Genomic DNA, 13,076 nt, shown 5'->3' on the forward strand with positions numbered 1-13,076 from the left:
CATGCTGTTACAGTGGGCCTCTACTTCAGGAAGCAATTACCTTGGCAACACCTAACTACGGATACGAAAAGCGCCAGCGCGAACTCGCCAAAAAACAGAAAAAAGAAGAGAAGCTGAGGGCCAAGGCGCACCGCAGGCCGGATGAGCCGCACGGGGACCAGCCCGCTGACGATCAGCCCGCTGGTGACGCCGCTGCCCCCGGCCAGCCTGGGGGTCCCGCCAGCGCCTGATCGCCAGAGCTGCGCGTTAGCGCAGCAGTTTTTTCAGTTCCGGCCACACGTTGGCCAGCATCTGCGGATGTGCCTCGGCGCGCGGATGGATGCGGTCAGGCTGGAACAGGCGGGTTGGGTCCGGCCCATCCGCCACCCCTTTCAGCAGAAAGGGCACCACGGCCGCCTTCTGGGCTTGCGCCACGGTGGCAAACAAACCCGCAAACTTGTTCGCGTAGTCGGTGCCATAGTTGGGCGGCACCTGCATTCCCACCAGCAAGACCTTGGCCCCGGCCTTCTGGGCGGCCTGGGTCATCCAGGTCAGATTCTCTTCGGTGTTCTTGAGCGGCAGGCCGCGCAGGGCATCGTTGCCGCCCAGCTCGATCACCACATGCGTGGGCTTGTGCTGGGCCAGCAGCGCCGCCAGGCGCGAGCGGCCGCCCGAGGTGGTCTCGCCGCTCACGCTGGCATTGACCACGGTGACATTCAGCTTGTCCTGCGCCAGCTGTTTCTCCAGCAGCGCGACCCAGCCGGTGCCGCGCGCCAGGCCGTATTCGGCGCTGAGCGAGTCGCCCAGCACCAGCAGCAAGGGTGCGCGCGCGGCCTGTGCCGGGGCCTTGGCCTGGGCGAGGGCGGCGGGGGCACAAAGCCCCACCAGCGCGCCGGTGGCTGCGCTCACGATAAAGTGGCGCCGACGTAGGTATCGAATCAAAGCAAAAATCCTTTCATGTCCGAATCCTCCCCACTGCCGCAGGCATCGTCCGCAACCCCCATCATCGCCGTGGAGCATGTCTTCAAGTCGGTGACCGATTCCACCGGAACCCTCGACATTCTGCGGGATATCGATTTCCGCCTGGCCGCGAGGGAAACCGCCGCCATCGTGGGCGCGTCGGGCTCGGGAAAAAGCACGCTGCTGTCCATCATCGCGGGGCTCGATACCCCCACGCGCGGCACCGTGCGGCTGGACGGCCATGACCTGTTTGCCATCGACGAGGACGAGCGCGCCGCGCTGCGCGCGCAGAAGGTGGGTTTTGTGTTCCAGAGCTTCCAGCTCATGGGCAACCTCACGGCGCTGGAGAACGTGATGCTGCCGCTGGAGCTGGCAAGCCGCCCTGAGGTTCGCAAAAACGCGCGCAAGGCCGCCACCGAGATGCTGGCCCGCGTGGGCCTGGGCCAGCGCCTGTCGCACTACCCCAAGGTGCTGTCGGGCGGCGAACAGCAGCGCGTGGCGCTGGCGCGGGCCTTTGTGGTGCAGCCCGCCGTGCTGCTGGCCGACGAGCCCACGGGCAGCCTGGACTTTGCGACGGGCGAGACCATCATGCGGCTCATGTTCGAGCTGAACCGCGAGCAGGGCACCACCCTGGTCCTCGTCACCCACGACCGGGCCATCGCTGCGCAATGCGAACACCGCATTACCATCGACGCGGGGCGTGTTGTTTAAGGCAAAAATTTTGAGCATTTTTGGCCTCTGCCGCGCGATGGTATTGCCTTGATAGCTATTAAATCCATAGTGTGAAGCGGGGCAGCCCCGTGGCCAGCGGATAATCCCCGCATGTCCAGCCCCAAAGTTCTCTTCGGCTTTCACGCCGTGGGCGTGCGTCTGAAGACCGCGCCAAAGTCCATCATCGAGATTTACTACGAAGCCACGCGGCGCGATGCGCGCATGCGCCAGTTTCTCGACCGCGCCCGCGAGGCCGGTGCCCGCCTCATCGAAGCCGACAGCGTGCGCATCGCCAAGCTGGCAGGCAGCCATGGCCACCAGGGCGTGGCCGCGCGGGTGGAGCCCGTGAAGGCTGCCACCTCGCTGGACGAGCTGCTGGAGGACCTGGAAGCCGCAGGCATCGAGCAGCCCCTGCTGCTGGTGCTGGATGGCGTGACCGATCCCCACAACCTGGGCGCCTGCCTGCGGGTGGCTGATGGCGCGGGCGCGCATGCCGTCATCGCCCCCAAGGACCACGCCGTGGGCATCAACGCCACCGTGGCCAAGGTGGCCAGCGGCGCGGCCGAGACCATGCCGTACTTCATGGTCACCAACCTCTCGCGCACCCTGAATGAGCTCAAGGAGCGCAACATCTGGTGCATTGGCACCAGCGACGATGCGCCCAAGACCATCTACCAGGTCGATCTGAAAGGCCCCGTGGCCCTGGTGCTGGGCGCCGAGGGCGACGGCATGCGCCAGCTCACGCGCAAGACCTGCGACGAATTGGTCAGCATCCCCATGAAGGGTGCGGTGGAAAGCCTGAACGTCTCCGTGGCCAGCGGCGTGTGCCTGTACGAGGCCCTGCGCCAGAGGACCTGATTCCCCGCCGATGCCATCCACTGACGGTGGCGCCATGCTGGACACGGTGAAGGAATGGGTCCAGCAGGCGCAACACATCGCCGTGCTCACCGGCGCAGGTGTGAGTGCCGAATCGGGCGTGCCCACCTTCCGCGACGCGCAGACGGGCTACTGGGCCCAGTTCCGTCCCGAAGACATGGCGACGGAGGAGGGCTTTCGCGCCCACCCCCAGCGCGTGTGGGACTGGTACCAGTACCGGCGCAACCTGCTGGCCGACGTGGTGCCCAACGCCGGGCACCATGCACTGGCCCGCTTTGCGCAGCGGCACCCCGGCCGGCTCACCCTCATCACCCAGAACGTGGACGGCCTGCACCAGCGCGCGGGCAGCCCCGGCGTGTTGTGCCTGCACGGCGACATCTTTAGCAACCGCTGGCTCGATACGCCGCGCCCTTGCTGCCATCTCGACCATGCCGTGGCCGGGCACCCGCCCCATTGCGACCGCTGCGGCAACGTGGTGCGGCCCGGCGTGGTGTGGTTTGGCGAGGCCTTGCCCTGGGCCACACTCGAAGCAGCGGAGAACGAAGCCCAGCAGTGCGACCTGATGCTGGTGGTGGGCACGGCCGGTGCGGTCTACCCCGCAGCGGGACTGGCACACCAGGCCCGGGCGGCGGGTGCGCGGGTGGTGGTGCTGAACCCCGCCCCCAGCGAACTGGATGGCGCTGCACACGCGCTGTTGCGCGGCACGGCCGCCACGCTGTTGCCGCAACTGCTGGTTTTCTGACACACGGTGCAGACCCCGGGCGGCCATGGCGCCTCGCGGCGTCTAGGTAAAAACCCCGGGTTTTGGCCCCGCGCGGTGGCTTTTGTCGCACAACGGACAGGGGGTACGCGTGGTGGCCGGTAGCCTGCGCCACTTTTATCCTTTCCGCCCCTGCACCACCATGAGCCGTCGTCAATTTCTGCTGCGAGCCACCCAGGCTGTCGCTGTCACCGGTCTGCCTACCTGGGCCCACCACGCCCTGGCGGCTGAAGAGGCGCTGACCGCCCGCTCCATCACCCTGGGCTGTTCGATTGCGCTCACCGGCCCGCTGGGCCAGGCCGGCATCGAACAGCTGGCCGGTATAAAGGCCGCGTTTGCCGAAGTGAACGCCGCAGGTGGCGTGCATGGCCGCGAAATCCGTGTGGACGCCAAGGACGACGGCTACGTGGCCGCGCGCACGCTCAAGAACGTGACCGAGATGGTCGAGGCGCAGTCCATGTTTGCGCTGATCTCGCCGCTGGGCACGGCCAACACCGCGTCCATCCTGCCGCTCGTCGAGTCCAAGGGCATCCCCACTGTGGGCCCCGTCACGGGCGCCACCTCGCTGCGCGTGCCTGGCAACAAGCATGTGTTCTTCCTGCGCCCCACCTACCGCGAGGAAACCCAGCGCCTGGTCAAGCAGATCGTGGACATGGGCCTCAAGCGCATTGCCGTGGTGTACCTGGACAACCCCTTCGGCAAGGAAGTGCTCAAGGACATGTCCGCAGCGCTCGATGAGATCAAGGTGGAGCGCGGCGGCGAGTTTGCGCTGGCCGTGGACGGCAAAAACGGTGCCGAGCTGGCCGACAAGGTGGCCGCCGAGCGCCCCGGCGCGGTGCTGCTGGCCACCACGGGCACAGCCAACACGGCATTTGTGCATGCCTTCCGCGCCAAGGCGCAGGGCGTGCCTCTGGCGGGCCTGTCGGTCACGGTGATCTCGTCCGAGCTGCCCAAGCTGGCCGCGTCCACGCGCGGTCTGGCGCTGGTGCAGGTGTTCCCGGACGCCAATTCGCAAAAATCGGTGGTGGTGCGCAAGTTCCAGAGCACCATGAAAGCCACCGGTGGCGATGCCGCCTATCTCAACAGCGGCAGCGCGCTCGAAGGCTGGCTGAACGCCCAGATCATGATCGAAGGCCTGAAGAATGCGGGCAAGGAGCCCACGCGCGAGCGCCTGCGCGCAGGTCTGGCCAGCATCCGCGCGCTGTCCTTTGGCGACTTCAACGTGGGTTTTGGCAACAAGGCACCCTACATCGGCTCGGATGCGATCTATCTGGCGGTGTATGCGGAGAACGGGCGCCGGATCAGCTGAACGGGCCCCGTGCCGCGCAGGGATGCCCAGCGCGGCGCCTCTGTCATTGGCTACACCCAGCCGATTGCCCCCAGCACCGCTCCTGCGCCCAGCATCCACAGCAGGTGCAGCTTGGTGCGCCACACCAGCAGCACGGTGGCGCCGCTCAGCAGCCACAGGGGCCAGGCTTCGGCGGGGCCACCGTGGGCGCGGGCTAGCACCCACGAGGTGGCCAACAGCAGGCCAATCACCACGGGCGCCATGCCTTGCTTGAAGGCACGCACGCCCCGGCGCTCGCGGTTGCGGTGGCCCCAGCGCGTGGCCAGCCAGGTGAGCAAGCTGCTGGGCAGCATCGCGCCCAGCATGCACACCGCCATGCCCAATGCGCCCAGCATCCAGCCGCCCATGCCGGGGCCGCCCGCGTTGATGCCCACGTTCCAGCCCAGCAGGGCGATGAAGAGCACGTTGGGGCCAGGTGCGGCCTGGGCGATGGCGATGGATGCGTTGAACTGCGGGTCGGTGAGCCAGGCCTGGCGCTCGACCAGAAAGCGGTGCATGTCGGGCGCAGTGGCAATGGCGCCGCCCATAGCCAGCAGTGACAGCGACATGTAGTAGAGGAACAGGTTCAGCCAGTCCATTGGGCTGAGCGTGAGGGCAATGCTGTTCATGGTGCGAGCTTCCTCCAGGTCAGCAGGCAGGCTGCGCCGCCGATCACCGGCAGAATCCACCAGAGCGGCCAGCGCAGCACGACCATGGCCAGGATGGTCAGCACCAGGAAGGCTACGCACAGTGGGCGGCCCAGCGGGTGGCTTTTGATGGAGGTGAACAGCTTGATGGCCACTCCGGCGATCAGCCCGGCGGCCACCGCGCCCATGCCGCGCAGCGCACCGGCCACCGCCGGGTGGCTGGCAAACTGCGCATAGACCACGGCCAGGGCCAGCACCAGAATCAGCGGAAAGGTCAGCATGCCCGCTAATGCCGCAAACGCACCGCGCAGGCCGAAGTAGCGGTCGCCGATCATGATGCTGAGGTTGACCACATTGGGGCCCGGCATGATCTGCGCCACCGCCCAGTCCTCGACGAACTCCTCGTTCGTCATCCAGCGCTTTTTCTCGACCAGCTCGCGCTGCACCACGGCCAGCACGCCGCCAAAACCCTGCAGGGCCAGCCAGGTGAAGGACCAGAACAGGTCGGCGGGGTTGCGCGGCTGGGGCCGGGGAGCGGGCTCGGGGGAGGGGCGGGGCGCGGAGGGCAGATTGGCAGCAGTGGCCATGGTGAATAGTGGTCAAAATGGCCGTTACCGCTCGTCCATATTGCGGTAGCAGCTATTAAATCAGGAGTATTTGGTGGGGCGGTCATGGGCATGGCGCCCCGTACGCCATGTTACGCGTGCTGCGCGGCGGGCGAGGGCTGCGCGTGGGGTGAAGGCGTCGCGTTGTGGCAAGGCAGGGGCGGTGATTTGCGTCCACGCACGGGCCCGCATGGGCCTGCGGGCCGCTATGCTGCGTGGTGGTCGCAGCTTGCAGCCAGCAGACTGCTGGGTTCTTGCTGTCGCTGCGGCCCCCAATCGATCCACAAGGACTCCCCGCCATGAAACTCATCCGCTACGGCCAGCCCGGCGCCGAGCGCCCCGGCCTGCTGGACGCCACCGGCACGCTGCGCGACCTGTCCATGCTGCTGCCCGACATCGGCCCCGCCCAGCTCAACCCGCGCACCCTGTCTGCCCTGGCCGCCATCGACGCCAGCCGCTTGCCGCCCGTCTACGGCACGCCGCGCCTGGGCAGCCCGGTGGGGGGCGTGGGCAAGATCGTGTGTGTGGGGCTGAACTACGCCGACCACGCGCGCGAGGCCGGGTTGCAACCCCCCGCCGAGCCCGTGCTGTTCATGAAAGCCGTGACGGCGCTCAGCGGCCCCCACGACGATGTGCGCATCCCCGCCGGTGCTGTCAAGACCGACTGGGAGGTGGAGCTGGGCATCGTCATCGGCACCCGTGCGCGCAACGTGGCCAAGGCGCAGGCGCTGGAGCATGTGGCGGGCTATGTGCTGGCCAACGATGTGTCCGAACGCGCATGGCAGATGGAGCGCGGCGGTCAGTGGGACAAGGGCAAGAGCCACGACACCTTCGCCCCCATCGGCCCCTGGCTGGTGACGTCCGACGAGGTGGGCGACCCACACGCCATTGACCTGTGGCTGGAGGTGAACGGTCGCCGCGTGCAGAACGGCAGCACCCGCAACTTCATTTTTGATGTGCCCACGGTGGTGTCGTACATCAGCGAGTTCATGACGCTGGAGCCCGGCGACCTGATTCTGACCGGCACACCCGCCGGGGTGGGGCTGGGGCAAAAGCCCGCTCCCTGGTTCCTCAAGCCCGGCGACGTGATGCGGCTGGGCGCGACTGGCCTGGGCGAGCAGGTGCAAAAGTGCGTGGGGGGTTGAGCTGAGCTGACCTGGCCTGACCGCCCAGGTGGGTTGCTGACCCGGTTACTTGCCCAGCTTTCCGATCAGCAGGTGGTCCTTGGTGTTCCAGCCAGCTTCCTCGGGGGTCGCCACCTTGAAGATCGTGAGGTCTGCCTGGCTGGCATGCTTGACGCGGAGGATCTTGAAGCTGGCCTGGTTCGCATAGGCCACCATGAACCAGATCGCGTCGCCGCTGGCCTGTGCGGGGTAGTGCACCTCGTGCCAGCACAGGTCGGCCTGGCTCTTGTGGGCCACCTCGCACACGCGGGCATCGGCCTGGTGCTCGTACTTCACTTCCAGGATCTTGGCCATGGGCGTCCTTTGCTGGGGTTCAGGGAGTCCGGTGGTCTGCCCGTGGGGCAAACCTTGCAGCCGCAGTATCCCGGCTGGGCCGACAAGGCGGGGCACTGACCGTACGGTGCGCTGGGGATTTGAACAAAAAACCCAGTTTGCGCGCTATGGTCATGGGTTGATAGCTACTGATTTCGCAGCGTTGCTGGCGCATTGCCCCAAGGTCACCCGCGCCATCAGTCCTCCACCTGCAGCGAGTCCACCCACACCAGCTCGCAGGCGCTGGCGCCCGAATCGGTCCGGGTGAGCGAACTGGTCCAGCGCCAGCCGCTTGCATGGCTCACCTCTACCAGCTTGCCGGTGATGCGTACCCACTGCCCCTTGCGGACCTTCGCCAAGGCTCGCTCCACCGTGGCGTCGGCCGCAATCATGTGCATGTTGGCAGACGACTCGATGATCTCCTGCAACGGGATGGGCGGCTGGTCGCGCCAGGAATAGCGGTACCAGCGGCCGCCCTGGGAAATTCTGAGCAGCCCGTACACCGCCGGATCGGCCATGCGCTGCCAGCCCAGCGCCAGGTCGGTGCGCGACAAGTCCGCCTCCTTGCCCAGCGAGTAGTCCTCGCGCGACAGCACCCGCGCGCGCACCGCAAAGTTTGCCAGTGGCTTGATCTCGTACCCCTGCCGCACAAACGGCGCATCGCGCGTGGCCGTCTGCACGGGGCTGTCGGCAAACGGCTGCTGTTGTGTGGTGCCCACCGGGCTGCGCAGCCGCTGGTCAGCCCGGTGCACCCGCAGCTTCTCGATGGCAAAAAACGCGATCAGCAGCGCGATGGCGATCTTGACGACGGTGGAGAGGCTCATGGTGCGGCGGACCGGGCAGAGGGGCGTGGTGGCACCGGATTGTGCGCAGAAGCGGTGGGTGCGCTCAAGGATGGGGTTGCCGTGGTTTGATGTCGCGATCTTGTCTTTAATGTCGCAAAATTCTTATTGCGACATTAAATAATGCTTTAATGTCGCAAAAAATTGTATTGCGACATTATGGCCAAACCCATTCCCCATGATGCCTACGGCGCGGTTCTGGCGGCCGTGGCGCAAGTTGCGGCGGGTGCTGACATCCAGCACATCGAATCCCAACTGCCCGATGCCCCCACGCGGCGCACGGTGCAGCGCTGGCTCAACGACCTGGTAGAGCAGGGGCGTTTGCGCAAAGAAGGCCGGGCGCGTGCCACGCGGTACCTGCTGCCGATTCGGGCCATCGAGGGAGCGGCAGCCCTGGCCGGAGTCACTTCCACAGGACACATAGAAGTCTCTTTGCCTCTTTCGCAAGAGGCCAGGAGCATTGAAAACGCGGTGCGGCAGCCCGTGCAGCACCGCACGCCTGTGGGGTACCAGCGCCGGTTTCTCGACAGTTATCGCCCCAACACCACGTACTACCTGCCCGGGCCTTTGCGTGAGGAGCTGCGGGCGCAAGGCCAGGTGGCGGCGCACAACGAACCGGCCGGCACCTATGCACGCAGCATCGCGCACCGGTTGCTGATCGACCTGTCGTGGAACTCCAGCCGGTTGGAGGGCAATACCTACTCGTTGCTCGAAACCGAGCGCCTCCTGTCCATGGGCGAGGCGGCCGAAGGCAAGGGGGCGCTGGACGCCCAGATGATCCTCAACCACAAGGCTGCGATCGAGTTTCTGATTGCCTCTGCGCCCGACATCGGCTTCAACCGCTACACGCTGCTCAATCTGCACGCGCTGCTGTCAGACAACCTGCTGCCCGACCCGGCCGCCAGTGGCCGCCTGCGCACTGTGGCGGTGGGCATCGGGCAGGCAGTGTTCCTGCCGCTGGAGGGGCCGCAGTTGATTGCCGAGTGTTTTGCCCAGGTGCTGGACACCGCCGCCGCCATTCAAGACCCCTTGGAGCAGGCTTTTTTTGCGATGGTGCATTTGCCCTATCTGCAGCCTTTTGAGGATGTGAACAAGCGGGTCTCCCGTCTGGCCGCCAACATTCCCCTCATTCAGCACAACCTGTGCCCGCTGTCGTTCGTGGACGTGCCGCCGACGGTGTACATCAGCGCCATGCTTGGTGTGTATGAACTCAACCGGGTGGAACTGCTGCGCGATGTTTTTGCCTGGGCCTACAAGCGATCGTGTGCACGCTACTCTGCGGTGCGCCAGTCACTGGGGGAGCCCGATCCGTTTCGTCTGCGGTACCGCGAGCAGATTTTTGACACCGTGGCCGAGGTGGTACGTGCCGCACTGGGCAAGGAACGCGCCATTGCCTTTGTGGCGCAGCAAGCCCGGTTGCAGGTGCCTGCCGCTGATCGCCACCGCTTCGTAGAGGTGGCCGAAACCGAGCTGATGAGCCTGCATGAAGGCAACATGGCCCGGTATCGGTTGCGCCCCAGCGAGTTCGAAGCCTGGCGCCGTGGATGGGGCTAAGAACCCTCGATCCCCACCCAGCCCGCCTCCGTATAGCGGGCACCCGCCACCCTGCCGGGGGCGAACAGGGCGTCAAGCGCATCCGTCACCTCGGCAGGCAGCGTGGCCTGGGCCGCCGCCAGGTTCTGCTGCAGGTGCTGGCTGCGCCGGGTGCCGGGGATGGGCAGCACATGCGGATGGCGGTGGAGCATCCAGGCCAGCGCCAGCGTGGTCACCGGCAGGCCTGCCGATTGGGCCAGCTGCGCCAGCCCCTGCTGCAGGCTGCGGTTGGCCTGGCCCTCGGCGCCATTGAAGCGCGGCAGCGCCCGCCGGAAGTCGTCGGGGGCCAGCGCGTCCACCACGGGCGGCTGGTCGGTCAGGAAGGCCCGGCCCAGCGGGCTGTAGGCCACAAACGCAATGCCCAGCGCCCGGGCGGTGGGCAGCACGGCCTGCTCGGCGCCGCGCTCCCACAGCGAATATTCGCTTTGCACGGCCGCCACCGGGTGCAGCGCATGGGCGGCGCTCAGGCTTTCTGCACTCACCTCCGACAGGCCCACGGCGGCAATCTTGCCGACGCGCACCAGGTCACCCAGGGTGCCCATCAGCTCTTCGAGCGGTACGGCCGGGTCGCGGCGGTGGCAGTAGTACAGGTCGATGCGCTCCACCCCCAGGCGCTGCAGCGAGGCATCGCAGGCCTGGCGAATGTAGGCGGGCGAGTTGTCGATGCGCCGCTCGTACCGGCCAGGCTCGCGCATGATGCCGAACTTGGTGGCCACCGTGACCTGATTGCGCTGGCTGGGGGAGAGTTCGTGCAGAAAGCGGCCTAGCAGGGATTCGTTGTGGCCAAAACCATAGGCGTCGGCAGTGTCAAAGTGGTTCACGCCCAGGCCGTGCGCCATGTGCAGCGTGGCCAGCGATTGCGCATCGTCGGTCTGCCCGTAGAACTCGCTCATGCCCATGCAGCCCAGCCCCAGGGGGTGGACCTGGCGCTGCCCCAGTGGGCGCGGCAACGGGAGGATGTTGTTGGAGGGATTGTTCGGTTCGGCCATATGGTTCCTTTGGGTAGTGGCAGGTGCCTGCAGCAAAGGGGTGGATGTTCTTCCTGCGAGCATCCTCCCGCAAGCGCTTCTGGTCTGAATGCACTGTCCGGCCAGGCCGCACAATGGCCGCGCCATGCCGCCCTTTGCAGGCCGGTGGGTGTGGAACAATCCGCCCCATGCCTGCACCCCCCGACCTCCAGCACCTGCGCGCCTTCATGGCCGTGGCCGAGTGGCGCAGCTTTCGGCGTGCGGCCCGGGCGCTGAGCCTGTCGCCGTCGTCGGTAAGCCAGGCCGTGCGCACGCTGGAAGAGCGGCTGGGCGTGCCCCTGCTGCAGCGCAGCACGCGCAGCGTGGCCATGACCCAGGCGGGCACCCAGCTGCTGGCCCAGCTCACGCCGGTGATGCAGGGGCTGGACGGCGCGCTGGCCGAGGCGGCCCAGTGGGGCCAGGAGGTGCGCGGGCACCTGCGGCTCAATGTGCCGCGCAGCGCCGCCGACCTGCTGCTCGGCCCTTTGCTGGGCGGATTTTTGAAGGCCCACCCCGGCGTTGCGCTGGAGGTGTGCACCCAGGACGGGCTGGTGGACATCGTGCGCGAGGGCTTCGATGCGGGAATCCGCTTCCCCGAAGCCCTGCCGCAGGACATGGTGGCCGTGCCCATCGGGCCGCCGCAGCGGTTTGCCGTGGTGGCCGCCCCCACATTGGCCACCGCCCTGGGCGTGCCCGAAACCCCGCACGACCTGCTGCAGCGGCCCTGCGTACGCCAGCGCTTCCCCAGCGGGGCACTGTACCGCTGGCAATTTGTGCCCCCGGGTGAAGGCGCCCAGGCCTTTGACCTGGCCGTGGAAGGCCCGCTCACCGTTGACGACCAGCGCCTGGCCCTGCGCGCCGCGCTGGGGGGCGCAGGCTGGGCCTATGTGTACGAAGCCATGGCCCAGTCCCACCTGCGCGCAGGCCACCTGGTCCAGGCCCTGGCCGACTGGTGCCCGGCCGAGCCCGGTTTTGCGCTGTATTACCCAGGGCGCAAGCAGGTCAGCCCGGCGCTGCGCGCCTTGATTGGATGGCTGCGGGGGCAGGGGTAGGGGTAGCGCTGGTACGGGCCGGGCGGTTTGTACTGAAGGGACGGTTCTCAGGTCGATGCAACGGGATTGTCAAAAATGATAGCTGCTTGCGCATGATGGACGCGCGCACACAGTTTTTTTGATCAGATTTAGGAGCAGCGCAGGCGTGGGGTGGCCAGTTGCGTTTCCTGCCATCCCGCAGAGCGGGTCAGCCCGACCTACTTTGCATCCAGCAGCAGCGGCGGCAGCACCCGCGCCCGCTCCTCGCCAAACTTCCGCGCCTCGTCCCCCAGCCACTCCCGCACCAGCTCCATGGCGGGGCTGGGGTGCGCGGTGGTCACAAACGAATAGGCCGCGCGTGACGGCACGCTGTGCCCCAGCAGCGGCACCAGGCGCCCGGCTTTCACGTCCTGCAGCACCAGCGCGGCGCGGCCCATGGCAATGCCCTGGCCGGCCAGCGCTGCGCCGAGGGCCAGTTGCGACAGGTTGAACTGCTGGCCGCCCGCCCAGGGCGGTGGCGTGGCGCCCCTCTGCGCAAACCAGTGTTGCCATTCTTCGTACGTGTCCGCGCCGTCCCAGGCGCTGCCGTCGTGCAGCAGCCAGTCGCCGTGCAGGTCTTGCGGCTGGGTGATGGGCGGGTGGCGGGCCAGGAACTCGGGGCTGGCCACGGGGATGAGCCACTCGTCGAGGAACACGGTGGCGTTCAGGTCGCGGTAGCCGCCCAGGTCAAAGCGCACGGCGGCCTCCACGCCGTCGCGCACCATGCGGGTGCGGTCCAGCGTGTGGAACTCGCCAAACACGCGCAGCCCGGTGTGGGGGTGCTGGCGAAAGAAGTCGCCCAGCCGGGGGGTGAGCCAGCTCATGGCAAACGAGGGCGAGCAGCTCAGCGTGGCGGTGGCGGCCTCTGCTGGCTGACGCATCTGGGCCAGGGTGCTTTCGATGGCGTCAAAGCTCTCGCGCAGCACCACGGCCAGCCATTTGCCCTCGGGCGTGGGCACCAGGGCGCGCGGGGTGCGCAGGAACAGGGGGCGGCGCAGCCAGTCTTCGAGCTGCTTGACCTGCTGGCTGACCGCGCCCTGGGTGATGCACAGCTCGGCCGCCGCCTTGGTGAAGCTGCCGTGGCGGGCGGCTGCATCAAAACTGCGCAGCCAGGCGAGCAGGGAGGGGGAGAGGCGAATATCCATTATTAATACTAATGCTGCGCTCATTATAAATGGTTTGTGACGGAGGCGTGACCGGCGA

15 protein-coding genes are annotated in these 13,076 nt (G+C 67.1%); 8 read left to right on the plus strand and 7 right to left on the minus strand.

Translation table 11 applies throughout. The annotated features are described in order from the left end of the window. Positions 1-41 precede the first annotated feature (41 nt). Positions 42-230: a hypothetical protein gene (locus ACYZGB_RS03320; RefSeq protein ID WP_082836257.1), complete on the plus strand. Its 189-nt coding sequence runs from the start codon at positions 42-44 to the stop codon at positions 228-230. 16 nt (positions 231-246) lie between these two features. Here ACYZGB_RS03320 and ACYZGB_RS03325 read toward each other — a convergent pair whose 3' ends face one another. After that, a complete protein-coding gene (locus ACYZGB_RS03325) occupies positions 247-921 on the minus strand; it encodes an arylesterase (RefSeq protein ID WP_462386776.1) in 675 nt (224 codons plus the stop codon). 15 nt (positions 922-936) lie between these two features. On the opposite strand from ACYZGB_RS03325, the gene ACYZGB_RS03330 reads away from it, so the two are divergent. From ACYZGB_RS03330 to ACYZGB_RS03345, 4 genes are all read left to right on the plus strand, one after another. Continuing rightward, complete coding sequence (locus tag ACYZGB_RS03330; RefSeq protein ID WP_291467632.1) at positions 937-1,650, plus strand: ABC transporter ATP-binding protein; 714 nt, start codon at positions 937-939, stop codon at positions 1,648-1,650. A gap of 111 nt (positions 1,651-1,761) precedes the next feature. Continuing rightward, positions 1,762-2,508: a 23S rRNA (guanosine(2251)-2'-O)-methyltransferase RlmB gene (rlmB, locus tag ACYZGB_RS03335; protein WP_462386777.1), complete on the plus strand. Its 747-nt coding sequence runs from the start codon at positions 1,762-1,764 to the stop codon at positions 2,506-2,508. Between the two features lie 10 nt (positions 2,509-2,518). Next, on the plus strand, positions 2,519-3,268 hold the full coding sequence (locus ACYZGB_RS03340) for an SIR2 family NAD-dependent protein deacylase (RefSeq protein WP_462386778.1): 750 nt from the start codon (positions 2,519-2,521) through the stop codon (positions 3,266-3,268). 160 nt (positions 3,269-3,428) lie between these two features. Beyond that, positions 3,429-4,595, plus strand: a complete 1,167-nt coding sequence (locus ACYZGB_RS03345) for an ABC transporter substrate-binding protein (protein WP_462386779.1) — start codon at positions 3,429-3,431, stop codon at positions 4,593-4,595. Positions 4,596-4,645: 50 nt separating this feature from the next. Here the strand turns inward: ACYZGB_RS03345 and ACYZGB_RS03350 are convergent, their stop codons facing one another. Both ACYZGB_RS03350 and ACYZGB_RS03355 read right to left on the minus strand, forming a co-directional pair. After that, entirely contained in the window at positions 4,646-5,242 is a 597-nt protein-coding gene (locus ACYZGB_RS03350) for a chromate transporter (RefSeq protein WP_462386780.1), read from the minus strand. Further along, positions 5,239-5,847 (minus strand): chromate transporter, encoded by a 609-nt coding sequence (locus ACYZGB_RS03355; RefSeq protein ID WP_462386781.1) that lies wholly within the window; start codon positions 5,845-5,847, stop codon positions 5,239-5,241. The genes ACYZGB_RS03350 and ACYZGB_RS03355 overlap by 4 nt, the downstream gene beginning before the upstream one ends. Before the next feature lie 317 nt (positions 5,848-6,164). On the opposite strand from ACYZGB_RS03355, the gene ACYZGB_RS03360 reads away from it, so the two are divergent. Continuing rightward, positions 6,165-7,010 carry a fumarylacetoacetate hydrolase family protein gene (locus ACYZGB_RS03360; protein WP_462386782.1) on the plus strand — a complete coding sequence of 282 codons (846 nt, stop codon included), beginning with the start codon at positions 6,165-6,167 and terminating at the stop codon, positions 7,008-7,010. Between the two features lie 45 nt (positions 7,011-7,055). Here ACYZGB_RS03360 and ACYZGB_RS03365 read toward each other — a convergent pair whose 3' ends face one another. Together ACYZGB_RS03365 and ACYZGB_RS03370 are read right to left on the minus strand one after the other, a co-directional pair. Further along, positions 7,056-7,343 (minus strand): DUF6150 family protein, encoded by a 288-nt coding sequence (locus ACYZGB_RS03365; protein WP_462386783.1) that lies wholly within the window; start codon positions 7,341-7,343, stop codon positions 7,056-7,058. A 215-nt stretch (positions 7,344-7,558) separates the two neighbouring features. After that, positions 7,559-8,185: a hypothetical protein gene (locus ACYZGB_RS03370; protein ID WP_462386784.1), complete on the minus strand. Its 627-nt coding sequence runs from the start codon at positions 8,183-8,185 to the stop codon at positions 7,559-7,561. Positions 8,186-8,362: 177 nt separating this feature from the next. On the opposite strand from ACYZGB_RS03370, the gene ACYZGB_RS03375 reads away from it, so the two are divergent. Next, complete coding sequence (locus ACYZGB_RS03375) at positions 8,363-9,757, plus strand: Fic family protein (protein ID WP_462386785.1); 1,395 nt, start codon at positions 8,363-8,365, stop codon at positions 9,755-9,757. Here the strand turns inward: ACYZGB_RS03375 and ACYZGB_RS03380 are convergent. After that, complete coding sequence (locus ACYZGB_RS03380; protein WP_462386786.1) at positions 9,754-10,785, minus strand: aldo/keto reductase; 1,032 nt, start codon at positions 10,783-10,785, stop codon at positions 9,754-9,756. The two genes, ACYZGB_RS03375 and ACYZGB_RS03380, sit on opposite strands and share 4 nt — an antisense overlap. Positions 10,786-10,952: 167 nt before the next feature. Between ACYZGB_RS03380 and ACYZGB_RS03385 the strand changes: the two genes are divergently transcribed. After that, on the plus strand, positions 10,953-11,855 hold the full coding sequence (locus ACYZGB_RS03385) for a LysR family transcriptional regulator (protein ID WP_462386787.1): 903 nt from the start codon (positions 10,953-10,955) through the stop codon (positions 11,853-11,855). 197 nt (positions 11,856-12,052) lie between these two features. Here ACYZGB_RS03385 and ACYZGB_RS03390 read toward each other — a convergent pair whose 3' ends face one another. Then, entirely contained in the window at positions 12,053-13,018 is a 966-nt protein-coding gene (locus ACYZGB_RS03390; RefSeq protein ID WP_462386788.1) for a LysR substrate-binding domain-containing protein, read from the minus strand. Positions 13,019-13,076 lie beyond the last annotated feature (58 nt).

It is taken from the genome of Acidovorax sp. Q11, assembly GCF_054950075.1.

Coding starts and splice junctions, on each gene's coding strand:
- ACYZGB_RS03345 (WP_462386779.1), top strand. CDS start 3,429: ATGAGCCGTCGTCAATTTCTGCTGCGAGCCACCCAGGCTGTCGCTGTC.
- ACYZGB_RS03350 (WP_462386780.1), bottom strand. CDS start 5,242: ATGAACAGCATTGCCCTCACGCTCAGCCCAATGGACTGGCTGAACCTG.
- ACYZGB_RS03365 (WP_462386783.1), bottom strand. CDS start 7,343: ATGGCCAAGATCCTGGAAGTGAAGTACGAGCACCAGGCCGATGCCCGC.
- ACYZGB_RS03330 (WP_291467632.1), top strand. CDS start 937: ATGTCCGAATCCTCCCCACTGCCGCAGGCATCGTCCGCAACCCCCATC.
- ACYZGB_RS03375 (WP_462386785.1), top strand. CDS start 8,363: ATGGCCAAACCCATTCCCCATGATGCCTACGGCGCGGTTCTGGCGGCC.
- ACYZGB_RS03355 (WP_462386781.1), bottom strand. CDS start 5,847: ATGGCCACTGCTGCCAATCTGCCCTCCGCGCCCCGCCCCTCCCCCGAG.
- ACYZGB_RS03390 (WP_462386788.1), bottom strand. CDS start 13,018: ATGGATATTCGCCTCTCCCCCTCCCTGCTCGCCTGGCTGCGCAGTTTT.
- ACYZGB_RS03380 (WP_462386786.1), bottom strand. CDS start 10,785: ATGGCCGAACCGAACAATCCCTCCAACAACATCCTCCCGTTGCCGCGC.
- ACYZGB_RS03340 (WP_462386778.1), top strand. CDS start 2,519: ATGCCATCCACTGACGGTGGCGCCATGCTGGACACGGTGAAGGAATGG.
- ACYZGB_RS03370 (WP_462386784.1), bottom strand. CDS start 8,185: ATGAGCCTCTCCACCGTCGTCAAGATCGCCATCGCGCTGCTGATCGCG.
- ACYZGB_RS03360 (WP_462386782.1), top strand. CDS start 6,165: ATGAAACTCATCCGCTACGGCCAGCCCGGCGCCGAGCGCCCCGGCCTG.
- rlmB (WP_462386777.1), top strand. CDS start 1,762: ATGTCCAGCCCCAAAGTTCTCTTCGGCTTTCACGCCGTGGGCGTGCGT.
- ACYZGB_RS03385 (WP_462386787.1), top strand. CDS start 10,953: ATGCCTGCACCCCCCGACCTCCAGCACCTGCGCGCCTTCATGGCCGTG.